The organism is Streptosporangium sandarakinum (genome assembly GCF_013409935.1).
GTDB classification, from domain to species: domain Bacteria; phylum Actinomycetota; class Actinomycetes; order Streptosporangiales; family Streptosporangiaceae; genus Streptosporangium; species Streptosporangium nondiastaticum.
In genome coordinates this window covers 3,441,701-3,466,282 of record NZ_JACCCO010000001.1, presented here as the reverse complement: position 1 = coordinate 3,466,282, position 24,582 = coordinate 3,441,701, and the positions used below count along the sequence as shown (strand labels likewise).

Below are 24,582 nucleotides of genomic sequence, written 5' to 3'. Positions count from 1 at the left end.
CACAGTGGAGGTGATCGTGGACGCCGCAGAGGAGCGACGTTTCCGCGAGTTCGTCTCGGCGCGGTCCCCGGCGTTGATGCGGCTGGCGTTCCTGCTGACCGGGGGAGACCAGCACGCGGCCGAGGATCTGCTGCAGACCGCGCTGACCAGGACGGTCACCAGGTGGCGGACGGTGGGCGCGCCCGAGGCGTACGTCCGCCAGGTCATGTACCGCCAGCAGGTCTCGTGGTGGCGGCGGCACCGGGAGGCGGCCGTCCCCGAGCCGCCCGACCGGGCCGCGGCGGACGGCACGGACGGGGTGGAGCTGCGGCTCGTCATGCGGCGCGCGCTGGCGAAGCTGACGGCGAAGCAGCGGGCCGTCCTGGTCCTGAGGTACTACGAGGACCTGCCGGAGGCCGAGGTCGCCGGAATCCTCGGCTGCTCGGTGGGCACGGTCCGCAGCACCGCCCACCGATCCCTGGCCAGGCTGCGGCAGCTCGCGCCCGAGTTGAGGGAGCCGTACATGATCTTTGGGGAGGCGAAGAGATGACCATCGACGAGCTCGTCAGGCGGACCCTCCACGGCTGGTCGGAGGAGGCGCGGGTCCCCGCGGACCTGGCGTCGCGGGCGCTGGGGAGGCGGCGGCGTTCCAGGGTGAGGGCGTTCGCGGTGGTCGCGGGGGCGACCGCGGCCGTCGTCGCGGGCGCGTTCGCGGTGCCGGGCCTGGTCGCCGGGGGCTTTTCCGGATCGGACGGCACCGCGCCCGCCGTGGCCGTCGCCACCGGCTCCGACCCGTCCACCGCGCCTGGCCCGGCGGGGACCCGGGAGACCCTGGGGGACGCGGACTCCGCGCCGCCCGAGACCCTGGTGGCCGCGGGGGACACGGCGGTCTACGCCTACTACACCTCGATGCAGGAGAAGGCCACGGGCAACCGGGAGGTGCGCCGGCTCACCTGGTACCTCTACGACGGCGGCGCGGGAACCTATCGGAAGACTCCCTGGGCGTGGCTCGACCCCGCGCCGGGCGGGGAGTCCGCCGCGGTGCTGGAGTCGATCCCGGCGCGCCGGGTCGGGGTGGTGACCGTACGGGGCGGTGACGTGCGGTGGTTCGACCTCGAACACCCCGCGGGGGCGGTGTCGTGGTCACCGGACGGCACGAGGCTGCTGGTCACCAACTACGACGACGACTCCGACCAGGTCGAGGTCATGGGGAAGGACGCCTGGACCGTGATTCCGGCGGCCCGGACCGGCTTCACCCTCATCGACCCCGCCGCCGGACGGCAGGACTTCCACCCGGCCGCGGTGGAAAGCGATGGTGGGGGGGCCAGCAGGCAGGACTTCTTCTGGAACGCGGACGGCACCCTGATCTGGGAGTGGACCAGCCCCGGTAGATCCAAGAAGTTCTACGGCATGGACGGCGTCCCGCGGCCCGTGCCCCCGGATGAGCCGGTGAAGCGGGAACAGGCGGCGGGGCTGTCACCCGGCGGCCGGTGGCTCGCGTCCAACAGCCCGGACCGCACCGCGGTCACCGCGGTGAAGGACATGAAGTCCGGCGAGGTCAAGCCGCTCAGGCCGGTCGACGGCCACTGGATCGAGCAACTCGTCGCCTGGGCCGACGACGGACACGTGATCGCCTGGGCGTGCGAGCTCAAGGGGGCCGACGGCTGCGTGAAAAGTGAGTTCCGCAACCGGCTGCTCCTCGTCGACGTCCGGGGAGGCGCGGTCGTGCCGCTCACCGGCTACCGGGAGAACAGCCTCCGGCCCGGAGCCTGGGCACCGGTCTTCTCCCGCCGCTGAACCGGCCCGTGCCCGCCGTACGGCCCGCTCCCGCCGTACGGGCCCGCTCCCGTCACCGGACCGGCCCGCGCACCCCGGCGCGGGCCGTACGGCGGGCACGGCGGAAAACGTCTCGCGGCGCGGCGCGGCGCCCCCCTAGGCTTGCGGCCCATGACTCTCCAGTGGCGCCCGTTGACCAAGGACGACGTCGAGCGGTGGGCACAGCTGCTCGCCGAGGTCGAGAAGGTGGACCAGGTCGGGGAGAACTACGGGGCCGAGGATCTCGCCGACGACCTCGACAACCCCCTGCTCGACCTGGCCGAGGGCACCCTGGCCGCCTGGGACGGCGACCGGATGGCGGCCTGCGGCCTCACCGCCTGCGGCTCCGCCGCGGATCCGGCCCACCGGATGCACCTGTGGGCCGCGGTCCACCCGGAATACCGCCGCCGGGGCCTCGGCCGTCACGTGCTCGACTGGGCGATCCGCAACACGCCGGTGCTGCACGAGCGGCGCCATCCCGGCCGTCCCCTCGAACTCCACACCAGCGTCTTCGACGGCAACGAGGGCGCGACCGCGCTGATGCGGGCGGCGGGGATGACCCCCTCCCGGTGGTTCTTCACCATGGGCCGCGACCTGGACGCGGAGATCCGCCCGGCGGCCCTGCCGGCCGGCCTGCGGATCGTCCCCTACCGCGCGGACCTCGCCGACGCCGCCCGCGGGGTGCGCAACGCCGCCTTCACCGACCACTGGGGCAGCGTCCCGCACACCCCGGAGAGCTGGGAACGGACCATCGTCGGCGTGCACGCCTTCCGTCCCGAGGACTCCTACCTCGTACAGGACGGGTCGGGCAGGGGCGTGGCGGTGCTGATCACCCACTACTACGAGGCGGACACCCAGGCCACCGGGATCCGCGAGGCGTGGATCCAGATCATCGGCACGGTGCGGGAGTGGCGGGGCAAGGGGGTGGCCGGGGCGCTGCTGGCCCACGCCCTCGGGGAGTTCCGCGCGCGGGGCTACCGGCGGGCCGCCCTGGGCGTGGACGCCGACAATCCGACCGGTGCCCTGGGCGTCTACACCCGCGCCGGGTTCGAGGTGGAGAACCGCACGACCACCTACGTGCTCCGGCTCGCCGGTGAGGCGTCCGGCGACTGACCGCGGTCCGCCGCCGGCGGTTCGCGGCGGCACGGCCCGATACGACGGCGCGGCCCGGTGAGGCGCGGTCACGGACGCACCGGCCGGGAATCCGGTGATGCGCGATCGGCAGCGCCCGGCCGGCGTCCGGAAACGCGAGTGCGGCCCACCCCGCGAGGGGTGGGCCGCACTCGCGTTTCTCAGGACAGCTTGTTCGAAGCCTGATCCGCCTGGGCTTCGCCCTTGTCAGCGTGCCCGTCCGCCTCGGGGCCGGTCTTGGAGGCGGTCTCGCCGGTCATCCCGCCGGCCTTCTGCGTCCCGGTGTGAGTCTTCTCACTCACCCAGCGGGAGGCGTCGGAGGCGTTCTCCTTCAGCATGTCGGTCCACTGCTCGGAGTTCCTGCGGTACATCGCGAAGCCGGCGGCTCCGACCGCGAGACCCGCGAGAAGCAGGAACATCGGCCAGCTTCGGGACTTCCCCTTGGGTGCGGGGTCGACCTTGGCCGCGGCCTGGGACAGCATCGCGCTGACCCTGGGGGCGAGCTGCTCCTCCACGGAGTGAGCGGCCGCGTCCAGTCTCGGCGCGGCCCACTCGCGGGCCACGTAGAGCTTGTCCTGCGCCATGTCCCGGGCCTGGACGGCCACCGGTGCCATGCGATCGGCGGCACTCGCGACCTGAGACTTCATCTGCTGCAGTTTCATCTGCGTCATCAACCGTGCGTCCGTCGGAATGATCTTCTCGATCTTCTGCTTCCTCAGCAGTACAAGAGGCACATCAACCTCCCCAGTCGTCGGGGCCCCGTTGCGTCCCCTTCCCGATCGAAGGCGGCTCAATCATTACCGGCCGTGGGAGGATGCTAGATGGACCGGCTCCGGCCGCAGCCATCACAAGACCACAAAACAGCACCTCGCACAGGGTGTGAACAAAGAGACCCGAAGGGGGCAGTCCCTCGTGGCTGAGAAGTTGATCGCTACTCTGAACACCAACCGCGGCACCGTGAAGGTTCAGCTCTTCCCGGACCACGCGCCCAAGACGGTGCGCAACTTCGTCGAGCTGGCCGAGGGCACCCGTGAGTGGGTGCATCCGGAGACAGGCCAGAAGACCACCGACAAGCTCTACGACGGCACGGTCTTCCACCGCGTCATCGACGGCTTCATGATCCAGGGCGGCGACCCGCTGGGCCAGGGCATCGGCGGGCCGGGCTACAAGTTCGACGACGAGATCCACCCCGAGCTGTTCTTCAACCGCCCCTACCTGCTGGCCATGGCCAACGCCGGCATCCAGGGCGGCCGCGGCACCAACGGCTCGCAGTTCTTCATCACCGTGGTGCCCACGCCGCACCTCAACGGCCGCCACACCATCTTCGGAGAGGTCATCGAGGGCCAGAACGTCGTCGACGCCATCGCCAAGACCGACACCGACGCCCGTGACCGGCCCAAGGAGCCGGTCGTCCTGGAGTCGGTCACCATCGACCGCGTCCAGGGCTGATCCGCCCGTGACCGTCGGGCGGCCGGCGACCCCGCGCACGGGGCCGCCGGCCGCCTCACGGCGCGGACACCCATGCCCGCCGTACGGCCACCGCGGGACCGTCGCACCCGCCGCCGCGCGGGCGGCGGCGCCCGCCGTACGGCCACCGCGGGCCCGCACGCGCCGCCGTGCGGACGTCCGCACCCGTCGTACGGCCGCTCCCGGCCACTGTGGCGTGCGCGGACACCCCGGATCCTTAATAGGCTGGCAGCCTGTGGACAACAGCACGGTCGAAGGGGCAGCGAGACGCCATGACCACCCAGCCTCCCGGCGAGCCTGACACCGCTGACACCGCGGCCGTCCCCACCTGTTACCGCCATCCCGGCCGTGAGACCTACGTGCGCTGCCAGCGCTGTGAGCGTCCGATCTGCCCCGACTGCATGCGGGACGCCTCGGTGGGCTTCCAGTGCCCCGAGTGCGTGGCCGAGGGCGGCAAGACGGTACGGCGGACCCAGGCGGTCTTCGGCGGCAGGCCGGTCGGCACCCCGTACGTGGTCTGGACGCTCCTGGTAGTGAACGTCCTGGCCTACGGCGCCCAGTTCCTCGACCCGGGGGTGATCGCCACCTTCTCCACCTTCTCCCCCGCCATCCACGAGGGCGAGTGGTGGCGCCTGGTCACCGGCGCGTTCCTGCACGCGCAGCCGGGACGGGGCTTCTCGATCACCCACATCCTGTTCAACATGCTGGCGCTGTACGTCATCGGCCCGCAGCTCGAACGCAGCCTCGGCTCGCTGCGCTTCCTGGCTCTCTACCTGCTCTCCGCGCTCGGCGGATCGGTGGCGATATACCTGTTCGGCATCAACGCGGTGGGCGCCTCGGGTGCGATCTACGGCCTGTTCGGCGCGCTGTTCGTGGTGGGCCGGAAGCTCCGCTACGACGTCACCGGCGTGCTGTGGCTGATCGGCATCAACGTGCTGCTCACGTTCACCCTCAGCGGCATCAGCTGGCAGGGCCACCTGGGCGGTCTGGTCGCGGGCGTCGCGGTGGCGGCGATCCTCGTCCACGCCCCGCGCGCGAACCGCAACGCGTTCCAGCTGGCCTGCTGTGTGGCGGTGCTCCTGCTGCTGGTGGCGGCGGTCGTGCTGCTGCCGCCGATCGCCTACGCGGCGCGGTACGGCCTTCCTGTTTGATCATCCACACCCTGGGGCTTCCCCAGGGTGTGGATAACCCTGTGGAAAGAACTAACGCCAGCGGGTGGACAGCACCACACCGAAGATGATGAAAACGAACCCGATGAACAGGTTCCAGTTGCCGAGGGCGCCGATGAGGGGCGCGGTGGGGGCCACATAGTAGACGGCGATCCACAGGATGCCGATGATCCAGGAGGCCACCATGACCGGCGCGAGCCAGCGCGGGCTCACCTTGACCGTCTGGGCCGTCTGGGGCGGGGTGTAGACCGCCTTCTTGCGAGACTTGGACTTGGGCACTGGGTTCTCCTGCGTCAACCCTGCGCGGTCCGGATCGTGCGCAGGCCGTGTAGCCAGCGTAGTCGCTGGTGGGTGAAGACCCGAGTAAGAATAGACCGCACACATGGGACATGGCGATCCCACGGGCGATCAGCACGGGGCAAACCTTGCGCCAACGGCGCGCTTCGCTCCGGTCCCGGGCCGCCTCTTCCGCCTAGCCTGAGCGAATGAGAGCCGCGCTGAGAGCCCTGGGGGAGACGGGCGTCACGCTGGGCGCGGTCCTGCTGCTCTTCTGCGCCTACCTCGTCTGGGGGACCGGCTCCTACACGGGTGAGCAGCAGACGCTGCTGCGCAGGCAGCTCGTCGAGGCCAGGAAGAACATCGTGCGGACCGGCCGGCTCGGCGAGGTCCAGGTGGGCGGGGCGCTGGCAATGCTGCGGATCCCCCGGCTCGGCGATCTCTACCGGTACGCCGTGGTGGAGGGCGTCGGCTGGGAGCAGCTCCGGATGGGGCCCGGCCACTACCCCGGCTCCGCCCTGCCCGGAAAAATTGGAAATTTCGTTATTTCGGGGCACCGAACCACCTATGCCGCCCCGTTCAACCGTCTCGACGAGCTCCGCCGGGGCGACTACATCGTGGTCGACGCCCGCGACGCCCGCTACACCTACCGGGTCACCGACAAGCGCGTGGTCGATCCCACCGACCTCGACGTCATCGCCCCGAACCCCGCCCATCCCGATCGCAGGCCGACCAGGGCTCTGATCACGCTTTCCACCTGCCACCCGGAGTACTCCGCCGCCCAGCGACTGATCGTCACCGGCGAGCTGGAGGGACGCCGGGACCACCGCCCCTGGAGGGCGGACCGGAAGCCGGAGCCGCCGCGGGCCGATCGGAAGCCGGAACCACCACGGGCCGGCCGTCCACCGGACGGCCCGGCCGCGGGAACGGGCGTGAAGGGAGACCGCGCCGTGGACGGGCACTCCACGCACGGCCCGGCGGGCGAACACGACACGAGCGGATGAGGAGGGTCGCGTGTACGAGTGGATCTGGCGGCTGCTTCCCGGCGGCCCCGTGTGGAAGACGGTCACGGCGCTGACACTGGCCGGGCTGGCGGTGGCCGTACTCTGGTTCCTCGTGTTCCCCTGGATCGAGACCCGGATTCCCTTCGACCACGTCACGATGGTCCCATGACCCCGCGCCACCCGATGATCCCGCGCCGGCCGGGGACGGCGCCGCGCGTCCTCGTCGTGGACAACCACGACAGCTTCGTCCACACGATCGTCCAGTACCTCCGCGAGCTGGGCGCCTTCTGTGACGTCCGCCCGCGCGACCTGGTCGCGGCCGAGGACGCCGACGGGTTCGACGGGGTCCTGATCAGCCCCGGCCCCGGCACCCCCGAGGACGCCGGGGTGAGCGTCCCGCTCGTGATCCGCTGCCGGGACCGCGGCCTGCCGCTGCTCGGCGTCTGCCTCGGCCATCAGGCCATCGCCGTGGCCCACGGCGCGACCGTCGCGCGGGCCCCCGAGCTGATGCACGGCCGGACCAGCGCGATCATCCATGACGGCAGCGGGGTCTTCGCCGGGCTGCCGTCCCCGGTCACCATGACCCGCTACCACTCGCTGGCCGTCGTCCCGGAGACCGTGCCGGCCGACCTCCGGGTGACCGCGACCACCGCCGACGGCACGGTGATGGGCCTGCGGCACCGTACCGCGCCCGTCGAGGGCGTGCAGTTCCACCCGGAGTCGGTGGTCTCCGAGCACGGTCACCGGCTGCTCGGAAACTGGCTCGGCGAGGTCTGTAACACCCGCGTCCGCCTGAACGACTAACCAGTGAGCCCTTCCGCCATCGCCCCCGAGTGACGGAAGGGCTCACCGCTCTCTCCGGCCCGGAACGGCTCGCGCGGCCCGTGAACGACGAAGGGCCCCGCCGTACGGCGAGGCCCCTCATCGCGGTGCTGACCGGTCGCTCAGTTCCCGTCGCCGGGCGGCGGGTTGTCGAAGACGTCGCCTCCGCCGTCATCCTGGCCGCCGCCGTCACCCCACCCGTCGTCGGTGTTGGTGTCGTCCGGCTGGGGGTCGTCGCCGACGGTCGGCTCGTCGCTCGGGGTCGTCGGCTGCTGGGTCGGCTGCGGCGCCTCGCCGCTGGACACGACCAGCGTGATCGTGGTGCCCGGCTGGACCTTCGCCCCCGCTTCGGGGCCCTGGCTGAGGACGGTGTCCTTGGGCAGCTCGCTCGACTGCGGGACGACCTTGACCTTCAGCCCGGCCTGCTGCAGCAGCCGCTTGGCGTCCTGGACCGTGAGGTTGGCCACGCTCGGCACCTCCACGGCCGCCTTGGGCACGTAGAGCCGGACGGTGCTGCCCTTGGCGGCCCGCTTGCCCGCCTCGGGGTCGGTCTTGAAGACGACGCCCTCCTTGCCGCTGGAGACCTGGGGCACCACGCTGACCTTGAAGTTCTTGGCCTCCAGCGCGGAGGTGGCCTCCTCGGTGGTCATGTTGACCACGTCGGGCACCGCGACCTTCTCCAGGCCCTTGGAGACGGTGAGGACGACCTCGCTGCCCTTGTCCACCTCGGTCTCGGCCGGCGGGTCGGTGTCGATGACCGCGCCCTTCTCCATCTCCTCGTCGTACTTCTCGACGACCTTGACCTTGAGCCCCATGCCGGTGAGCGTCTTGCTCGCCGCCTCCTCGGTCTGCGAGACCAGCGAGGGGATCTTCACCTTGCCGCCCTTGGCGGTGTCGCCGGGGGAGCTCAGGAACATGTAGCCCACGCCGATGAAGGCGCCGATGATCAGCAGCGGGACCAGGATCCACGCGGCGGTCCTGACCGCGGCGTTGCCGTTGCCCTGCTGGCGGCGCCGGCCTCCGCCGCCTCCGCCACCCCCGCCGGCCGCCTCGGTGCCGTACTCGTACGCCGGGACGGCGGTGGTGCGCTGGGTGGCCGGGCCGGAGGCGCCGGCCGGGGTCTGCTGCATGGTCCGCGTGGCGGAGCCGTAGTTGTTGGTGATCGCCATCGTCTGGGCGTCCATCGGCATCCCGGACAGCGCCCGCTGGATGTCGGCCCGCATCTCCCCGGCGTTCTGGTAGCGGTGCGCCGGGTCCTTGGCCATCGCCTTGAGCACGATGGCGTCGGCCCACTTGGGGATCTCGGGGTCGATCTGCGACGGCGGAATCGGGTCCTCGCGGACGTGCTGGTAGGCGATCGCCACGGGAGAGTCGCCGGTGAACGGCGGCTGCCCGGTCAGCAGCTCGTACAGCACGCAGCCGGTGGAGTACAGGTCGCTGCGGGCGTCCACGCGCTCGCCCCGGGCCTGCTCCGGCGACAGGTACTGGGCGGTGCCGATGACCTGCGCGGTCTGCGTCATGGTCGCGGCCGAGTCGGCCATCGCGCGGGCGATGCCGAAGTCCATGACCTTGACGTCGCCGTTGCGGGTGATCATGATGTTCGCCGGCTTGATGTCCCGGTGGACGATGCCGCCGCGGTGGCTGTAGTCCAGCGCCCGCAGGATCCCGTCGACCAGCTCGGCCGCCCGCTCGGGCATCAGCCGCCGGTCGGCGCGCAGCAGGTCGCGCAGCGTGCGGCCGTCGACGTACTCCATCACGATGTACGGCACCGGCGCGCCGTCCGTGACGTCCTCACCGGTGTCGTAGACCGCGACGATGGACGGGTGGTTCAGTGACGCGGCGGACTGCGCCTCCCGGCGGAACCTCGCCTGGAAGATGTGGTCCCTGGCGAGGTCCGCGCGGAGCGTCTTGATGGCGACGACCCGGTCCAGCCGGATGTCTCGAGCGCGGTACACCTCGGCCATGCCGCCGCGTCCGACGACGCCGTCGAGCTCGTAGCGATCGCCGAGGCGTCGGGGCTGAGTCATTTCCTGCACTGTCCCTTACCGTTCATCTTGGGTGCCGGTGATCCCTTGTTCCACCGGTGTCCATCATCGACCCCGTGCCGCATTACGTCTCCTCGTTCGGCGCGTCTGTTTCGCCGGGGTCGGGGATGGCGCTGGTCGTGGTGCTCGGCGTCGCCGGAGGGGCGGTGGGGGTCGGGGGCGGAGGCGGGGCGGTCGGGGTGGGGCTGGGTGTCGGCGACGTGCTCGGCTGGGCGCTGGGCGTGGCCGATGTGCTTACGGTAGCCGACGGCGTGGACGGAGGCCGGTGCTGTTTCGTCGGCACGGCCGACGGCCGGCTCCGGACCGGTCGGGGGCGCGTCGGCGTGGGCGACGGGGAGGCGGTGACGGTCGGGCTGACCGGGACGACCGACCCGCCGGAACCCCGGTCGACGTTCTGGTTCGCCAGGTCCTGGGCGGTCAGCGCGCCCAGCCCGACGGCCGCCGCGCACCCCACCGCCGTGGCGGCGATCACCGTCGTACGGCGCAGCCCCCGCCGGGGACGCCGCGCACCGCCCGCGGTCTCCGCGCCGAGGCCGTACGGGTCCGCGCCCGCGACGCCCGGGTCCGCGATCCCCGAGCCCGCGACACCCGCGCCCGCGATGCCCGCGCCGGCCGTATCCGCGTCGTCCGCCCCGGCCGCGTCGACCGGGGTCTGCGCCCCGGCGTCCCCGTCCGCCGGGGCGGGCACGACGTCGCGCGGCCACTCGCTCGCGGGCTCCGCCCGCCACCCGTGCGGGTCGGTCAGCAGGGCCAGCCCGGTCGCGCCGGCGGCGGTGAGCGACTCGCGCAGCGCACGGGCCCGGCCGGCCAGATCCTCGGCCCCGGCCGGGCGGCTGCCGGGGTCCTTGGCCAGGCACCGCATCACCAGGTCCCGCACCGCCTGCGGCACGCTCTCGGGCAGCGGCGGCGGCTCCTGGCCGATGTGCATGAGCGCGATCGCCACCTGCGTCTCGGAGACGAACGGCGGCCGGCCCGCGAGGCACTCGTAGGCGACCACGCCGAGCGAGTAGACGTCGGTGGCGAAGGTCAGCCGCTCCCCCGACGCCTGCTCGGGGCTGACGTACTGGGCGGTGCCCAGGACGGTGCCCGTCTGCGTCATGGGCGCGGCCTCCAGCGCCCGGGCGATGCCGAAGTCGGTGATCTTCACCGTTCCGGTCTCGGTGACCAACAGGTTGCCCGGCTTGATGTCACGGTGGATGATCCCGGACCGGTGCGCGGCCGCCAGGGCCCGGGCGGTCTGCTCGACCATGTCCAGGGTGTCCTCGGCGCTCAGCCGGCCGGAGCGCTTCAGGATGGTCGCCAGCGAATCGCCGGGGACCAGCTCCATCACGAGGTAGGCGACGTCGTCGGCCTCGCCGTAGTCGAAGACCTGGGCGATGCCGGGGTCGGACAGGCCGGCCGCGATCCTGGCCTCCATGCGGAACCGCTCGCGGAAGTCGGGGTCCGCCGCCACGTGGCGGCGCAACAGCTTCACCGCCACCTCGCGGCCCAGCAGCTCGTCGCGGGCCCGCCAGACCTCGCCCATGCCGCCCGTCGCGATCCGCCCCAGCGGGCGGTATCGGCCCCCGAGCAACGCGGTCATCGTCTCAGCACCGCTTCCATCACACTCTTGGCGATGGGGGCGGCGGTGTGACCGCCGGTGGCCTCGCCACCGGCGCTCCCGGACTCCACGATGAGCGCGACCGCGATCTTCGGGTCCTCGGCGGGAGCGAAGGAGATGAACCAGGCGTGCGGCGGCTTGCCCGGGGCGTTCTCGGCGGTGCCGGTCTTGCCGCCGACGGACACGCCGGGGATCTTCGCGGCGCCCGCGGTGCCCTTCTCGACGACGTTGACCATCATCTCCCGCAGCTTGCGCGCGGTGTCCTCGCTCACCGCCTCGGAGAGCTCGGTGGGGTCGGCGGAGTCGATCTCGCCGCCCTCGGCGTCAGCGATCTTGTTGACGAGGTACGGCTTCATGACGACGCCGTTGTTGGCGATGCCCGCGGCGACCATGGCCATCTGCAGCGGGGTCATCTGGTTATTGCGCTGGCCGATGGAGGTCATGGCGAGCGCGGCGTCGTCCTCCTTGCGGCCGATCCCGCTGCCGGCGACCGGGAGCGGGATGCTCAGCGGCTCGCCGCCGATGCCGAACTTCTCGGCCTGGTCCTTGAGCGTGTCGTAGCCGAGGTCCATGCCCATCTTGGCGAACGGGGTGTTGCACGACAGCTCCAGGGCGAACGACAGCGTCGCCCGGCCGGTGCCGCACGACTCGCCGGCGTAGTTGGGCAGGTCGTGGGTGGTGTTGGGCAGGTCGAGCACCTGCGGGGCGTCCACCTGGCTCTCCGGCCCCAGGGAGTCGTCCTTCTCCAGCAGGGCGGCCAGGGTCACCACCTTGAAGGTCGAGCCCGGCGGGTAGGTGCGCTCGATCGCCCGGTTCAGCAGCGGCTTGTCCTCGTCCTTGTCCAGCTTGTTGTACGCCTTGTTGACCTTGTCCTTGTTGGGCACGGCCAGCGGGTTGGGGTCGTAGGACGGCACCGAGACCATGGCGCGGATCGCCCCGGTCTTCGGCTCGATCGCGACCAGCGCGCCCTTCTTGCCGCTGGCGCTCAGCGCCTCGTAGGCGGCCTGCTGGGCCTCGGGGTCGATCGTCAGGTCGACGTTGGCGCCCTTGGTCTTCTTGCCGCTGAACAGGTCGATGCCGCGCCGGAGCATCAGATCGGCGCTGGAGCCGCTGAGCAGGCCGTTCTCGGCGCGCTCCATGTCGCGCTCGCTCTCGGGCGCGAAGAAGCCGGTGATGGGCGCGTAGACCTTGCCGCCGGGGTAGCGGCGCTCGAACCGGAAGTCCTTGTTGACGCCGGTGTCGACGGACTCGGCGAGCACCTTGTCGCCGGCGGTGATCCGGCCGCGCTCGACCTCGTAGCGGGCGAGGAAGTTGCGCTTGTTGCGCGAGTCGGAGCTCAGCTTGTCCGCCTTGACGGCCTGCAGGTAGTTCACGTTGAACATGAGTAGGCCGAACATGAGCAGACAGGCGATGGCGACGCGCTTGAGGGGACCGTTCATCGCTGGAACACCTGCGTCATTCCTTCGTCCTGGATGGCCTGGGGCGGCGGCTGCCTGGCCGCGTCCGACGCGCGGACGAGCAGCGCGATGAGGATCCAGTTGGCCAGCAGCGCCGAACCGCCCTGCGACATGAAGGGCGTGACCAGGCCGGTGAGGGGGATCAGGTTGGTGACGCCGCCGACGATGATGAAGACCTGCCAGGCGAGGATGAACGACAGGCCGCCCGCCAGCAGCTTGGAGAACGGGTCGCGGGCCGCCAGCGAGGTGCGCAGACCGCGCTCGACCAGCAGGGCGTAGAGCATCAGCAGGGCCATCAGCCCGGTCAGGCCGAGCTCCTCGCCGGTGGCCGGGAAGATGAAGTCGGAGATGGCCAGCGGGATCATCTCGGGGTGGCCCTGGCCGAGCCCGGTGCCGAGGATCTTCCCGGTGGCCAGGCTGAACAGGCCCTGCATGAGCTGCTCGCTGCCGCCGACCTGCTGGAAGAGCTCCGGGTCCTCGGGATTGAGGAAGACCTCGAACCGGTTGTGCACGTGCTCGAAGATCATCCCGGCGAGGATGGCGCCGCCGATGAACAGCAGGATGCCGATCAGCACCCACGAGGTGCGCTGGGTGGCGACGTAGAGCATCGCGATGAACGTGCCGAAGATCAGCAGCGAGGAGCCAAGGTCCTTCTGCAGGATCAGCACGCCGAGGCTGAGGCCCCAGACGATGAGGATCGGGCCGAGGTCGCGGGCGCGGGGCAGGTCGATGAAGAGCAGCCGCCGCCCGGCCAGGGCCAGCACGTCGCGCTTGGCGACGAGGTAGCCGGCGAAGAACACGATCAGCGCGAGCTTGGCGAACTCGGCGGGCTGGAGGGAGAAGGCGCCGAGGTTGATCCAGATCCGCGCGCCGTTGATCTCCTTGCCGACGAACGGCAGCAGCGGCGCGACCAGCAGGGCGAGGCCGAGCGCGCCGGAGGTGTAGGTGAGCCGTTGCAGCGCGCGGTGGTCGCGTAGCACGATCAGCGTGACGGTGAACATCACGACCCCGACGGCCGTCCACATCAGCTGGGTGGAGGCCGAGGCGCCGAACGCCTCGGCCTCCTCCAGCCGGTAGATCATCACCAGCCCGAGGCCGTTGATCAGCGTCACCAGCGGCAGGATCAGCGGGTCGGCCCAGGGGGCGAACTTCGCCAGCACCAGGTAGGCCACCAGCATGAGGCCGCCCAGGCCGAGGCCGTAGCCCAGCATCCCCGCCGGGATCTTCTGGTCGATGGCCAGGCCGACGTTCGCGTACGCGAACATCACGATCGCGACGGCGAAGGCCAGCATCGCGAGCTGGGCCACCCGTCGCTTGGCGGGCATGGGGACGGGCTCTGCGGCAGGGGTGCTCATGTGTCTACTGCGACCTCGTGGGTTCCGGGGTTGCGCTCTCGCTGGGCTGGGCGGTCTGCCTGGCCTTTCCCTCCGGTTTCTGGGCGGACGACTTCAGTTCCTGGATCTTCCGCAGGCCGGCGTCGACGTCGGGGACGGGGATGCCGTCGCGGACCTGACCCTGCTGGAAGGCTCCGAGGACCGTTATCGACTCGGCGGTGCTCCGGGCGACGTCGAAGAGCTCGATGGGACCGATATTGGTCTTCACGCCCTGGAAAACCACGATCTCATCCCCTTTCGCCCCCACGAAGTACTGGTCGTCGAGCCACTGGTTTCCGAAGTACCACCCTAGGCCGCTGCCGACCAAGACGACGCCCCCGGCGGAGGCCAGAAGGGGCCACAGGCGCCGCCGGCGTTTCGCCGGGCGTCCCGCGGCCCGGGGGGTCGCGGGCCCGTCCTCGTCGTCGGTGACGACCGGCTGCGGCATGGTGATCGCGGCGGCGCGGCCCGCCGGGGTGTCCGGCGGCTGCGGCTGGGACCGGGTCGAGCCCGCGGCGCCGACCACGGCCGCCTCGGCGGCCGGGACGGATCCCTCGTCCACCTCCAGGACGTCGGCGACCACGCAGGTGATGTTGTCCGGGCCGCCGCCGCGGTTGGCCAGGTCGATGAGCGCGCGGACCACCGCCTCCGGATCGTCCACCGTCGAGAGCGTGTGGTGCAGCGTCTCGGCGCTCACCACCCCCGACAGCCCGTCGGAGCACAGCAGGTAGCGGTCGCCGACCTGCGCCTCGCGCAGGGACAGGTCGGGATCGACCTCCCCGCTGCCGTCGAGCGCCCGCAGCAGGATCGACCGCTGCGGGTGCGTGGCGGCCTCCTCCAGGGTGATCCGCCCGTCGTCCACGAGGGACTGCACCAGTGTGTGGTCGTGCGTGATCTGGTAGAGCTCCCCGGCCCGCAGGAGGTAGGCGCGGGAGTCACCGACGTGGACCAGTGCCACCCGCGTCCCGGACCACAGCATGGCGGTGAGCGTGGTGCCCATGCCCTTCAGGCTCGGGTCGCGCCCGACCATCTCGTGCAGCCTGCGGTTGGCGTCGCGGACCGCCGCCTCGATGGCGCTGAGCAGGTCGCTTCCGGCCGCGCCCTCGTCGAGGGAGGACATCGCGGCGATGGCGACCGAGCTGGCCACCTCACCGTGGGCGTGGCCGCCCATGCCGTCGGCGACGGCGAGCAGGCGGCCGCTGGCGTACGCCGAGTCCTCGTTGCCTTCGCGGAGGAGCCCGACGTCGGAGCGGGCGGCGTAACGGAGTGCGATGGTCATTTGCGCAATTCGATGACGGTCTTACCGATGCGGATCGGAACACCGAGCGGCACCGGAGTCGGACGGGTGACTTTGGAGCGGTCGAGATATGTGCCGTTGGTCGAGCCGAGATCTTCCACGATCCACTGACCGTCCTGGGGGAAGAGCCGGGCGTGCCGGCTGGAGGCGTAGTCGTCGTTGACCACCAGCGTGGACTCGGTCGCCCGGCCGATGGTGATCGTCGCCTCGCTGAGGGGGATGGTGGTGCCCTGCAGGGGCCCGCCGGTCACGACCATCTGCCGCGGCTCCCCCTTCTTGGGTTTGGCCGCGGGCTTGACCGGTTTGGGCGTCTTGCGGGCTGAGGCGGCGCCTGCCGTCTGGGAGCCGAAGAGGTCCGTCCGGATCACGCCGACCGCGGCGATCACGAAGAACCACAGCACCGCGAGGAAGGCGAGCCGGATCAGCAGCAGCGTGAGCTCGGACATGGAGCGTCTGTTTACCTCTAATCGCGCCGGAAAACCAGTGTCGTGCGTCCGAGCGTCACGCGAGTGCCGTTCTGGAGCTCGACCCGGCGGACCGGCTGGCCGTTGACGAAGGTGCCGTTCGTGGAGCCGAGATCGACGAGCACGACCTCGGGGCCCTCCACTCGCAGCTCGGCGTGGTGCCGGGACACACCCGGGTCGACCAGCCGCAGATCGCAGTCGGTGCCCCTGCCGAGCAGGGTCACCGGCGTGGTGAGGTCGTAGGAGCGCTGCCCCTGCGGGTCGTCCTGGGTGGAGACCAGCAGCCGGGGCTGCCCGCCGAAGGCGCGCGGCCGGGCCGCGGGCACGTCGCTCGGGGGGTGGCGGATCTCGTCCTGCTCGACCGTCGCGCCGCGGATCACGCCGGAGCGGATCCGGAACAACCCGACCGCCAGGTCCTCGGCGGTCTCGAAGCGCACCCGGACGGGTCCCACGAACGAGTAGCCCTGCTCCTTGGCGTACTCCCTGGCGAGGTTGGCGAGTTCGTGGCCGATGCTGTCGGCGTAGACCTCAAGGCGCTCGCTGTCGGTCATGGACAGCTCGACCACGAAGTCGTTCGGCACGAGCGTGCGCCCCTGCGCGACGATCGCGGCCCGCTCGTCCATCTCCCGCTGGACCGCGCTGGCGACCTCGACCGGCTGAAGGTCAGATTTGAACGCCCGCGCAAAGGCCCCCTCGACCAAGCCTTCGAGCCTGCGCTCGAAGCGCTGAAGGACTCCCACCGGGTACCTCCCTTCTTCCGTCCTATGTGGGTCACGGCCGCTGGGGGGCTCGTTCCTCGCTCTCTCGCACCCAAGCTCCTCCGCTCCGCGTCTAGGAGGATCGTATCCGGGTTCGTGGGTAGCGGCTGATTCGTGCTAATGTTTCGACCGCACCCAACAAGGGCGGGTGGCGGAACGGCAGACGCGCACGGTTCAGGTCCGTGTGTCCGAAAGGACGTGAGGGTTCAAATCCCTCCTCGCCCACGCGGAACCGTCGATGAAATCGGCGGATCCGAACTGTCGATGAAGGGCCCCGGTTCGTGAGAGCCGGGGCTCTTTCGCATGTCGCGGCGGCCTTCCCCCGGAGTCCGGGCGGGGGGCCGTACGGTGACCGATCATGGCCGACTGTCTACCCCGAGTCGCTTGCAGGGCACTTTCGGCGGGCTTGCTGGAGATTCATCCTGTTCGCCCTCAGCTTAATGATCATGACGATCCGGCTGTCCGGTGCGATCGGGATATCGCTGACCTGCGCGGAAAGGGGATCGCCGGTCCGGGCGACGGAAGGCCGCCGGGTCAGGCGGCCGGACCGGCGCGACCGGGGCCGGTGGGAGGAGCCGGGTGGACCGGTGCAGGAACCGCCGGCGGCGGAAAGAGCCGGACGGCCCGGTGCGGGAACCGCCGGCGACGGGAGGACGTGGTCCACCCCGCCGCCGGCTTCGTTCTCCGATGACCTCTCAGCGGGCGGCCAGGATCCGGACGTCGAGGATCTCGCCCACCAGGTCGGTGAGGCTCACCATGCCGGCCACCTCGCCGCCCTCGTCCGTGACGAGGCCCACGTGGGCGTGGGCGTCCTGCAGGACGGCGACCGCCTCGGAGATCGTCGTGGTCTTCGCCAGCCTCGGCACCGGGCGGGCGAGCTCCGCCGGGCTCTCCCCGGGCCGGATCAGCAGGTCCCTGACGTGCAGCACACCCACCACCTCCGAGCGGCGCCCCGCGTTGACCAGCAGGCGCAGGTGCCCGCTGTCGGCGGCGGCGCGGCGCACCTCGGCCTCCGGGGCGTCACCGGCCACCGAGGCGGCCCGCTCGATGGGCAGCATCAGCCGCTCGACCGGCTGCTGGTGGGCGCGCAGCGCCCGGGTGAGCAGGTCGTGCTCGGTGCGGTCGAGCAGGCCCATCCGCCCCGACTCGCCGACCAGCATGGCCAGCTGCACCGGCGTCCTGGTCGTGGCGAGCTCGTCCCTGGGATGCACGCCGAACATCCCCAGCACGGCGTTGGTCAGGCCGTTCAGGGCGGCCAGCACCGGCCGCATCACCCGGGTGAAACCGCGGAACGGCAGGGCCACGCTCATCGCCGCGGTCTCCGGGTGGGTCAGCGCCCACGACTTGGGAGCCATCTCGCCGACGACCATGTGCAGGAACGTGACCAGGGCCAGCGCGAGCACCAGCGAGACGGGGACCCGCAGCGACTCGGGCACGCCCACCAGCCCGAAGACCGGCTCCAGCAGGTGCTCGATGGCCGGCTCGGTGACCATGCCCAGGCCCAGCGAGCACAGCGTGATGCCGAGCTGCGCGCCGGCCAGCATCAGCGACAGCTCCTTGCCGCCGCGTACGGCGGCGCGGGCGACGATCCGGGTGAACCGGCCGCCCCGGCCCGCCAGCTCCTCCAGGCGGTGCCTGCGGGCCGAGATGACCGCGAACTCCGCGGCGACGAAGAAGGCGTTGCCGATCAGCAGCACCACGCCGAGCAGCAGCGCGCTCACGGGGCTCATCGCTTTCTCCCCGCCGCGCCGGTCCCGGCGCCCTCTCCGGTCCGGTGGCCGGCGCTCAGGGCGGGCTCGCCGCGCCGCGCGCCGTTCTCCCGGGCGCCGTCGTCCCGCGCGCCGTCCTTCCGGGCGCCGTCCTTCGCGCGGTCGTCCGGCGTGCCGTCGTCCCGCGCGCCGTCCCCGGCCGCGGGGAGCGACAGCCGTACCCACTCCGGGACCCGGCGCTGCACCGACAGCACGGTGAGCACCGCGCTGGCCTCCTCCGGGCCGTCGTCGTCGAGCAGATCGGTCTCCATGGTCAGCGGGACGGTCACCTCGTCGCCGAGCTCGGCCATCCGGCCGAGTTCGGCGAGCACCAGGCCCGCGATGGTGTCGTAGTCGTCGCTCTCCGGGAGCGCCAGCTTGGTGACGCGCTCGACCTCGTCGAGGCGGAGCGTGCCGGGGAGGTTCCAGGTGCCGTCGCCGTTGGCGACGACGCCGGCCGGCTCGGGGTCGTTCTCGTCCATCAGCTCGCCGACGAGCTCCTCGGCCAGGTCCTCGACGGTGACCACGCCGGCGAGCCCGCCGTACTCGTCGATGACGCAGGCGAGGTCGTCGCGGGCGGCGCGCATGCGCTCCAGCACGGCCGGCAGCGGCAGCGAGTCGGGCACCAGCAGGGCCGGGCGGGTGATCCGCGACAGCGGGCCCTCGGACTCGCCGGAGCGCAACAGCTCGCGGACGCCGGTGACGCCGACCACCTCCTCGCCGTTCTCGGTGGACAGCACCGGATAGCGGGAGTGGCCGTGCTCGCGGATCACGTCGACCAGGTCGGAGATCGGGCGCCCGGCGCGGAGCAGCACCACCCGGGGGCGCGGCACCATGACGTCCTCGGCCGTGCGGTCGCCGAACTCCAGGGCGCGTTCGAGCTGCTCCGACAGCCGGGGCGGCAGATCGCCGGCCGTGGCCGACTCGGAGATGATGCGGGACAGCTCCTCGGGGCTCGCGCCGTGCTCGACCTCCTCGACCGGTTCCACGCCCACCCTGCGCAGCAGGCCGGCGGCGGCGGAGTCGAACAGCCGGATGACGGGCCCGGCGACCTTGAGGTAGCCGAGCGTCCAGCGGGCCAGGAACTTGGCGACCGGTTCCGGGCGGGCGATGCCGAAGTTCTTCGGGGCCAGCTCGCCGAGGACCATCTGGACCACGGTGGCGATCACGATGGCCAGCGCCACGGCGAAGCCCGGCACGACGGCCGCGGGCAGTCCGACGGCCAAGAGACCGGGACGGATCACCTCGGCGATGGCGGGTTCGGCGATGAAGCCGACCAGCAGCGCGGTGACGGTGATGCCGAGCTGCGCACCCGAGAGCATGAAGGAGAGCCGGCCCGTCACCTCCAGCGCGCGCCGGGCGGCGGCGTCACCGGCCTCGGCCTGCTCGCGCAGCACGGCGCGGTCGGCGGCCACGAACGCGAACTCCTGGGCGACGAAGAAGCCGGTGGCGACGGTGAGAAGGAGTACGGCCAGCAGACCGAGAGCCGTGTTCACAGGGCGGTTCTCCCGGTCGGGTCAGCGGTTCCCGTGCCTGTGCACGGGCCGGTACTCCATGGGTCCGGAGTGGACACGATCATCCTTTCGAGCAGAGGTCGTCCTCTACCGTAACGATCCGTGAGGGGTTGGTGTTTCCAGATCGGCTGACGACTGCATCACTGGGGTTTATGTACCGTCTGGGTACTTCTGTATGACCAAAACTTGGGGAGAGGCTTCGCGGGCCGGGGCCGCGACGTAGCGTCGATAATGGCTTTTCATCGCGAACCGGAGAAGTGGCGGGGATACGACGTGGGTGACGCGCAGGACGACGACGACCGCACACGTGCGATGCGGCCGCCGCCCGCCGAGCCGTGGCGCGCGGCGGGGCAGCCCGCCCATCCGACCCCGGGGCGGAGCCGCACGTCCCCCGCCCAGGGCGCCGGCCGTACGGCCCGTGACCAGGGCGCCGACCGTACGGCCCGCCATCAGGGCCCCGATCGCGCCGCCGGGGCCGAGCCGGGGGACGAGACGGCCCCCCGGGCGACCTCGCGGGTCTACGGCCAGGCCAGGCAGGGATCGGAACCGGTCAGGCCGCTCCGCGGCTCGCAGTCGTCCTCCGCCCGGCCCGCGGACGCCGATCCCCCCGACAGGAAAGGCGGCCCCCGGATGCCAGGCGCCACCTGGAGACCGAAACGACCCGGCAGGCTGGCGGTGCGGATCCTCGCGGGCCTGGTCGTCGTGCTGCTGGTGCTCGGCGTCGTCGGCTTCTTCGTGATCAACTCGCGGCTGAAGGAGGTCGACGCGCTCGGCGAGTACGACGGCCGCCCGGACGCCACCGCCGGCACCAACTGGCTGCTGGTCGGCTCCGACAGCCGTGAGGGCCTGACCAAGGCCCAGCGCAGGAAGTTCGCCACCGGCCGCGCGGTCGGCCGCCGCACAGACACGATGATGCTGCTGCACGTCCCCGACGGCGACGGCCGGCCGACCCTGGTCAGCCTGCCCCGCGACTCCTACGTGCCGATCGACGGGCACGGCAGCGACAAGCTGAACGCCGCCTACGCCTACTCCGACGGCGGCCCCAAGCTGCTGGCCAAGACCGTCGAGAAGGTCACCGGCCTGCGGATCGACCACTACATGGAGATCGGCTTCGGCGGTTTCGTGGGCATCGTGGACGCCATCGGCGGGGTCGATATCAATGTCAAGCAGGACATCAAGGACCCCAAGGCCGGGATCGACCTGAAGAAGGGCGTGCAGACGATGGACGGCGGCACCGCCCTCGGCTACGTCCGCACCCGCGCCACCGGCGGCATCCCCGACTTCGAGCGGACCCAGCGCCAGCGGCAGTTCTTCTCCGCGGTGGTGAAGAAGGCGTCCGCCCCCGGTGTCCTGCTCAACCCCTTCCGCTCCGTCCCGCTCGCGCTGAGCGCCACCGACGCGGTGGTGGTCGGCGAGGAGACCGGTGCCTTCGACCTGCTCTCCCTCGGGCTGGCCATGGGCGACAATCCGGTCACCACGATCGTTCCGGTCGCCTCCTTCCCCAAGGTCAACGGGCAGGACGTCGCCAAGTGGGACACCCAGCGGGCGCTGCGCATGTTCCGGGCGCTGGCCGAGGACAAGCCCGTCCCCAAGGACGCCCTCGGCAAGTGACGCGGTCTCCCGGCGCGACGCCGGGGGACCCCGCTCCCGCTCCCGGCTCCGGCCTCCGGCGGACTCGCGCGGGGCGGGGCGGGGCCGGGCCGGGTGACCGCGGAACAGGCCCCGGGAGCACTCCACAGCCGCGCGGTCCTGGGCGTAGGGTCTCGATCATGACGACCATCGCCGAGGAAGTCCTCCTCCTCGCGCTCAGCGAGCGGGAAGGCAAGCAGTTGGTCGGCTCGACCGATCTGGGCGTCGCTCTCAGCGGTGCCCTGCTGGCCGAGCTGGTGATCGACGGCCGGGTCGGCCTGACCGACAAGAAGATCGCCGTCCTCGATCCCACCCCCCTGGGAGACGAGGAGCTGGACGCGGCGCTGGCCCGGATCGCCGCCGAGGACAGGCCGCACAAGCCCGACCGATGGGTCTACAAGCTCCGTTCGGCCAAGCTCCGCGGACGCCTGCTCACCAGGCTGGCCGAGCGCGGCGTGCTGGGCGAGGAGCGGTCGAAGGTCCTGGGGATCTTCCCCCGCACCCGCCACCCGGAGCTCGACCCGAGCGTGGAGCGGGCGGTGCGCGAGCGCGTCCGGGAAGCGCTGGCCGGAGCCGCGACCGACGAGCGGACGGCCGCGCTGATCGCCGTCCTGCACGCGGCCAAGATCGACCGAAAGGCCTTCCCCGACGTGGACCGGCGGGCCTTCAAGGAGATCGCGGAGGGCCACTGGGCGGGCGACGCGGTCTCGAAGACCATCGCCTCCATCAACGCCGCCGCGGCGGGCGGCGCGGCGGCGGCGGCCGCCGCGACGTAGCCGATCGCGCACGGCCTGCGCCGCCGTGCCACCCGCCCGGTACGGCGGCGCCCGCCGTACCGGGCGTCCCGTACGGTCATCCGTTCCGTACGCCCGGGGGCCCGGCCGGGCCGCACGACCGTGGGCCGGTTGGGCGGCTTCCCGCCCCACCAGGGGGACGGACTTGGGACAATGGGTGTCATGACTGTTCCTGAGGTCGAAGCACAGGCCGTCCCCGACGGAGCGTTCCTGCTCGACGTGCGCGAGAACGACGAGTGGCGGGCGGGACACGCGCCCACGGCCGTCCACATCCCGCTCGGAGAGCTCCAGGTCCGGGCCGGTGAGGTGCCGCCGGACGCGCCCGTCTACGTGATCTGCCGCTCCGGCGGCCGGTCGGCGCACGCCGCCGCCTGGCTCAACCACGTCGGACGGGAAGCGATCAACGTCGGCGGCGGCATGCAGGCGTGGGGGAGCGCGGGCCTGCCGATGGTGAGCGAGAGCGGCCGGGACCCGTTCGTGGCCTGATCCGCCGGTCCGGGGCCGGCCCGATCGCGTCGATCACGGGATCACGCGGCCGGGCCGGCCCCGCCGCGGTTCACCGTTCGACGTCCTGGGGATACCAGCGCAGCTCGACGGTGTTGCCGTCGGGGTCCCGCACGTACACCGACTGCGCGTCGCCACGCGCGCCGAACCGGCTGACCGGCCCCTCCAGCACGGTGAGGACGCCGGAGTCGATCACCTGCCGCCAGTCCACCGGATCCACGACGAGGCAGATGTGGTCCACGTTGGACTCGCCGCGCGGACGTTCGACCAGATCGATGATGGTGGACTCGTCGACCCGTACCGACGGGAAGGGCGCCTCACCCGCCCGCCACTCCGCGACCCGCTCCTCCGCGAGGCCGAGGGTCCCCGAGTAGAACTCCAGTGCCCGTTCGGCGTCCCGCACGTTGAGCACCAAGTGGTCGAAGGCTTTCACACGCATCGATGATCTCCTCTGCTGAATGTTCCGTCTGAGTCGGGGGCGGGCTCATCCGTGTGCGGCCGGCGCCTCGCCGGGGACGGCGGGTGAGGTCCTGCCGCGGGTGGCGAGGGTGAGGAGCAGCGAGGCGGCGGTCAGCGCCACGCCGAACCAGACGACGCCGGTGACGCCCAGGTGGTCGGCGAGCAGTCCGCCGAACAGCGCCCCGAGCGCGATGGAGGTGTTGTACGCCATGGTGTTGAGTGACATCGCGGCTTCGAAGGTATCGGGCGCGGCGGCCTGGGTCATGTTGACCTGGCACAGCTGCACGACGCCGAAGGAGATCCCCCACAGGGCCAGCGAGACGACCGCTCCGGCCTGCCCGTGCCCGACGGTGAGCAGCAGCAGCAGGGAGACCGTGAGCCCGGCGCAGCCCACGGCGAAGCTGCCCCTGAGGTTCCTGCCCACCGTGTGCCCGGCGACGAGGTTCCCGGCCGCGCCTCCGGCGCCGTAGAGCATCAGTACCGCGGTGATGAAGAAGGGCGTGGCCGAGGTGCTTTCCTCCAGGTAGGGGCGCACGAAGGTGTAGGCCCCGAAGTGGCCGAGCACGAACAGCACGACGGTGAACAGCACCAGCCGCAGTGGCGCGTTTCTGAGCGGGAGCGTGAAGACCTCCCGGACCGGGACCGCGTTCTGCGACGGCAGCGACGGGATCGCGGCGACGACCGCGAGGAGGACCAGCGCGCTGAGTCCGGCCCAGATGAGGAACGTGGTCCGCCAGCCGGTGAGGCTCTCCAGGAGGGTGCCCAGCGGTATGCCCACGACCGCGGCGACCGAGATGCCCGACATCACGACCGCGGCCGCCCGGCCGGCGTGGCGTTCGGCGACGAGGCGCATCGCCATGCTCACGCCGATGGCCCAGAACACGCCGCTGGCGAATCCCATGACGAGCCGCGTCGTCAGGACCAGCGAGTAGTTCGGCGAGACGGCGGTGATGAGGTTGCCCAGGGTCAGGATCACCAGCAGCGCCGACAGCAGCACGCGCCGGTTGACGCGCCTGGTCCAGGCCACGATGAACGGCACGCCCAGCCCGGCTGAGACACCGTACAGGGTGACCATCAGCCCGGCGGCGCCCACCGATATGCCCAGGTTCGAGCTCATCGGGGTGAGCAGGCCGACGGGCATCAGTTCCGTGGTGAGGAAGACGAACAGGCTGGCGGTGATCGCCGAGACGCCCAGCCACGACCTGGTGGCCGAGCGGGGGTGGTCAACGTGTGTGGCCATCATCTTCTTTCTGGTCATCGGATGTCACGGGCCGAGG

The 24,582-nt window shown here is 71.6% G+C and carries 24 protein-coding genes and 1 tRNA gene; 12 read left to right on the top strand and 13 right to left on the bottom strand.

The window, feature by feature from the left end; translation table 11 throughout:
* Window positions 1-16: 16 nt before the first annotated feature.
* The 3 genes from HDA43_RS15650 to HDA43_RS15640 all read left to right on the top strand — a co-directional run bounded on the left by HDA43_RS15650 (window position 17) and on the right by HDA43_RS15640 (window position 2,907).
* Window positions 17-529 carry a SigE family RNA polymerase sigma factor gene (locus tag HDA43_RS15650; RefSeq protein ID WP_179821371.1) on the top strand — a complete coding sequence of 171 codons (513 nt, stop codon included), beginning with the start codon at window positions 17-19 and terminating at the stop codon, window positions 527-529.
* A complete protein-coding gene (locus HDA43_RS15645; protein ID WP_179821369.1) occupies window positions 526-1,776 on the top strand; it encodes a hypothetical protein in 1,251 nt (416 codons plus the stop codon). The genes HDA43_RS15650 and HDA43_RS15645 overlap by 4 nt, the downstream gene beginning before the upstream one ends.
* 150 nt (window positions 1,777-1,926) lie before the next feature.
* The gene (locus HDA43_RS15640) at window positions 1,927-2,907 is read left to right on the top strand and encodes a GNAT family N-acetyltransferase (protein WP_179821366.1); all 981 of its coding nucleotides are present in this window, start codon (window positions 1,927-1,929) and stop codon (window positions 2,905-2,907) included.
* Window positions 2,908-3,086: 179 nt separating this feature from the next.
* Here the strand turns inward: HDA43_RS15640 and HDA43_RS15635 are convergent, their stop codons facing one another.
* Entirely contained in the window at window positions 3,087-3,659 is a 573-nt protein-coding gene (locus HDA43_RS15635; protein WP_179821364.1) for a hypothetical protein, read from the bottom strand.
* A 178-nt stretch (window positions 3,660-3,837) separates the two neighbouring features.
* Between HDA43_RS15635 and HDA43_RS15630 the strand changes: the two genes are divergently transcribed.
* Both HDA43_RS15630 and HDA43_RS15625 read left to right on the top strand, forming a co-directional pair.
* Window positions 3,838-4,374 (top strand): peptidylprolyl isomerase, encoded by a 537-nt coding sequence (locus tag HDA43_RS15630; protein ID WP_179821361.1) that lies wholly within the window; start codon window positions 3,838-3,840, stop codon window positions 4,372-4,374.
* 290 nt (window positions 4,375-4,664) lie between these two features.
* A complete protein-coding gene (locus HDA43_RS15625; protein ID WP_179821359.1) occupies window positions 4,665-5,543 on the top strand; it encodes a rhomboid family intramembrane serine protease in 879 nt (292 codons plus the stop codon).
* Window positions 5,544-5,594: 51 nt separating this feature from the next.
* On the opposite strand, the gene HDA43_RS15620 is transcribed toward HDA43_RS15625, so the two are convergent.
* A complete protein-coding gene (locus HDA43_RS15620) occupies window positions 5,595-5,840 on the bottom strand; it encodes a cell division protein CrgA (protein ID WP_179821357.1) in 246 nt (81 codons plus the stop codon).
* 206 nt (window positions 5,841-6,046) lie between these two features.
* On the opposite strand from HDA43_RS15620, the gene HDA43_RS15615 reads away from it, so the two are divergent.
* From HDA43_RS15615 to HDA43_RS15605, 3 genes are read left to right on the top strand one after another with little or no spacing between them, the layout of a single operon-like run.
* Window positions 6,047-6,841, top strand: coding sequence for a class E sortase (locus tag HDA43_RS15615; RefSeq protein ID WP_179821354.1), 795 nt, complete (start codon window positions 6,047-6,049; stop codon window positions 6,839-6,841).
* A 10-nt stretch (window positions 6,842-6,851) separates the two neighbouring features.
* A complete protein-coding gene (locus HDA43_RS15610) occupies window positions 6,852-7,010 on the top strand; it encodes a hypothetical protein (RefSeq protein ID WP_179821351.1) in 159 nt (52 codons plus the stop codon).
* Window positions 7,007-7,645 carry an anthranilate synthase component II gene (locus HDA43_RS15605; protein ID WP_246423996.1) on the top strand — a complete coding sequence of 213 codons (639 nt, stop codon included), beginning with the start codon at window positions 7,007-7,009 and terminating at the stop codon, window positions 7,643-7,645. The genes HDA43_RS15610 and HDA43_RS15605 overlap by 4 nt, the downstream gene beginning before the upstream one ends.
* A 140-nt stretch (window positions 7,646-7,785) precedes the next feature.
* Here the strand turns inward: HDA43_RS15605 and pknB are convergent, their stop codons facing one another.
* The 7 genes from pknB to HDA43_RS15570 form a co-directional block, all read right to left on the bottom strand.
* Complete coding sequence (gene pknB, locus HDA43_RS15600) at window positions 7,786-9,690, bottom strand: Stk1 family PASTA domain-containing Ser/Thr kinase (protein ID WP_179821349.1); 1,905 nt, start codon at window positions 9,688-9,690, stop codon at window positions 7,786-7,788.
* Window positions 9,691-9,772: 82 nt separating this feature from the next.
* A complete protein-coding gene (locus HDA43_RS15595) occupies window positions 9,773-11,290 on the bottom strand; it encodes a protein kinase domain-containing protein (protein WP_179821347.1) in 1,518 nt (505 codons plus the stop codon).
* The gene (locus HDA43_RS15590; protein WP_179821345.1) at window positions 11,287-12,747 is read right to left on the bottom strand and encodes a peptidoglycan D,D-transpeptidase FtsI family protein; all 1,461 of its coding nucleotides are present in this window, start codon (window positions 12,745-12,747) and stop codon (window positions 11,287-11,289) included. Before HDA43_RS15590 ends, HDA43_RS15595 begins: the two co-directional genes overlap by 4 nt.
* A complete protein-coding gene (locus tag HDA43_RS15585; protein ID WP_179821342.1) occupies window positions 12,744-14,120 on the bottom strand; it encodes an FtsW/RodA/SpoVE family cell cycle protein in 1,377 nt (458 codons plus the stop codon). Before HDA43_RS15585 ends, HDA43_RS15590 begins: the two co-directional genes overlap by 4 nt.
* 4 nt (window positions 14,121-14,124) lie before the next feature.
* Complete coding sequence (locus HDA43_RS15580) at window positions 14,125-15,417, bottom strand: PP2C family protein-serine/threonine phosphatase (protein ID WP_179821340.1); 1,293 nt, start codon at window positions 15,415-15,417, stop codon at window positions 14,125-14,127.
* Complete coding sequence (locus HDA43_RS15575) at window positions 15,414-15,881, bottom strand: FHA domain-containing protein FhaB/FipA (protein WP_179821337.1); 468 nt, start codon at window positions 15,879-15,881, stop codon at window positions 15,414-15,416. Before HDA43_RS15575 ends, HDA43_RS15580 begins: the two co-directional genes overlap by 4 nt.
* A 17-nt stretch (window positions 15,882-15,898) precedes the next feature.
* On the bottom strand, window positions 15,899-16,639 hold the full coding sequence (locus HDA43_RS15570) for an FHA domain-containing protein (protein ID WP_179821335.1): 741 nt from the start codon (window positions 16,637-16,639) through the stop codon (window positions 15,899-15,901).
* Window positions 16,640-16,799: 160 nt separating this feature from the next.
* On the opposite strand from HDA43_RS15570, the gene HDA43_RS15565 reads away from it, so the two are divergent.
* Window positions 16,800-16,882, top strand: a tRNA-Leu gene (locus tag HDA43_RS15565).
* A gap of 470 nt (window positions 16,883-17,352) precedes the next feature.
* Here the strand turns inward: HDA43_RS15565 and HDA43_RS15560 are convergent.
* Together HDA43_RS15560 and HDA43_RS15555 are read right to left on the bottom strand one after the other, a co-directional pair.
* A complete protein-coding gene (locus HDA43_RS15560; RefSeq protein WP_179821333.1) occupies window positions 17,353-18,387 on the bottom strand; it encodes a hemolysin family protein in 1,035 nt (344 codons plus the stop codon).
* On the bottom strand, window positions 18,384-19,901 hold the full coding sequence (locus HDA43_RS15555; RefSeq protein WP_179821331.1) for a hemolysin family protein: 1,518 nt from the start codon (window positions 19,899-19,901) through the stop codon (window positions 18,384-18,386). The genes HDA43_RS15560 and HDA43_RS15555 overlap by 4 nt, the downstream gene beginning before the upstream one ends.
* Before the next feature lie 291 nt (window positions 19,902-20,192).
* Here HDA43_RS15555 and HDA43_RS15550 point away from each other — a divergent pair, with 291 nt between their 5' ends.
* The 3 genes from HDA43_RS15550 (at window position 20,193) to HDA43_RS15540 (ending at window position 22,828) form a co-directional block, all read left to right on the top strand.
* Window positions 20,193-21,530: an LCP family protein gene (locus HDA43_RS15550; RefSeq protein WP_312873285.1), complete on the top strand. Its 1,338-nt coding sequence runs from the start codon at window positions 20,193-20,195 to the stop codon at window positions 21,528-21,530.
* A gap of 158 nt (window positions 21,531-21,688) precedes the next feature.
* Window positions 21,689-22,324 (top strand): GOLPH3/VPS74 family protein, encoded by a 636-nt coding sequence (locus tag HDA43_RS15545; RefSeq protein WP_218911734.1) that lies wholly within the window; start codon window positions 21,689-21,691, stop codon window positions 22,322-22,324.
* Window positions 22,325-22,495: 171 nt separating this feature from the next.
* Entirely contained in the window at window positions 22,496-22,828 is a 333-nt protein-coding gene (locus HDA43_RS15540) for a rhodanese-like domain-containing protein (RefSeq protein WP_179821329.1), read from the top strand.
* Window positions 22,829-22,898: 70 nt separating this feature from the next.
* Here HDA43_RS15540 and HDA43_RS15535 read toward each other — a convergent pair whose 3' ends face one another.
* Together HDA43_RS15535 and HDA43_RS15530 are read right to left on the bottom strand one after the other, a co-directional pair.
* Entirely contained in the window at window positions 22,899-23,285 is a 387-nt protein-coding gene (locus HDA43_RS15535; RefSeq protein ID WP_179821326.1) for a VOC family protein, read from the bottom strand.
* A gap of 45 nt (window positions 23,286-23,330) precedes the next feature.
* On the bottom strand, window positions 23,331-24,545 hold the full coding sequence (locus HDA43_RS15530) for an MFS transporter (RefSeq protein ID WP_179821324.1): 1,215 nt from the start codon (window positions 24,543-24,545) through the stop codon (window positions 23,331-23,333).
* Between the last annotated feature and the right edge of the window lie 37 nt (window positions 24,546-24,582).

Coding starts and splice junctions, on each gene's coding strand:
- HDA43_RS15545 (WP_218911734.1), top strand. CDS start 21,689: ATGACGACCATCGCCGAGGAAGTCCTCCTCCTCGCGCTCAGCGAGCGG.
- HDA43_RS15605 (WP_246423996.1), top strand. CDS start 7,007: ATGACCCCGCGCCACCCGATGATCCCGCGCCGGCCGGGGACGGCGCCG.
- HDA43_RS15595 (WP_179821347.1), bottom strand. CDS start 11,290: ATGACCGCGTTGCTCGGGGGCCGATACCGCCCGCTGGGGCGGATCGCG.
- HDA43_RS15590 (WP_179821345.1), bottom strand. CDS start 12,747: ATGAACGGTCCCCTCAAGCGCGTCGCCATCGCCTGTCTGCTCATGTTC.
- HDA43_RS15585 (WP_179821342.1), bottom strand. CDS start 14,120: ATGAGCACCCCTGCCGCAGAGCCCGTCCCCATGCCCGCCAAGCGACGG.
- HDA43_RS15575 (WP_179821337.1), bottom strand. CDS start 15,881: ATGTCCGAGCTCACGCTGCTGCTGATCCGGCTCGCCTTCCTCGCGGTG.
- HDA43_RS15645 (WP_179821369.1), top strand. CDS start 526: ATGACCATCGACGAGCTCGTCAGGCGGACCCTCCACGGCTGGTCGGAG.
- HDA43_RS15625 (WP_179821359.1), top strand. CDS start 4,665: ATGACCACCCAGCCTCCCGGCGAGCCTGACACCGCTGACACCGCGGCC.
- HDA43_RS15540 (WP_179821329.1), top strand. CDS start 22,496: ATGGGTGTCATGACTGTTCCTGAGGTCGAAGCACAGGCCGTCCCCGAC.
- HDA43_RS15530 (WP_179821324.1), bottom strand. CDS start 24,545: ATGGCCACACACGTTGACCACCCCCGCTCGGCCACCAGGTCGTGGCTG.
- HDA43_RS15580 (WP_179821340.1), bottom strand. CDS start 15,417: ATGACCATCGCACTCCGTTACGCCGCCCGCTCCGACGTCGGGCTCCTC.
- HDA43_RS15560 (WP_179821333.1), bottom strand. CDS start 18,387: ATGAGCCCCGTGAGCGCGCTGCTGCTCGGCGTGGTGCTGCTGATCGGC.
- pknB (WP_179821349.1), bottom strand. CDS start 9,690: ATGACTCAGCCCCGACGCCTCGGCGATCGCTACGAGCTCGACGGCGTC.
- HDA43_RS15535 (WP_179821326.1), bottom strand. CDS start 23,285: ATGCGTGTGAAAGCCTTCGACCACTTGGTGCTCAACGTGCGGGACGCC.
- HDA43_RS15615 (WP_179821354.1), top strand. CDS start 6,047: ATGAGAGCCGCGCTGAGAGCCCTGGGGGAGACGGGCGTCACGCTGGGC.
- HDA43_RS15640 (WP_179821366.1), top strand. CDS start 1,927: ATGACTCTCCAGTGGCGCCCGTTGACCAAGGACGACGTCGAGCGGTGG.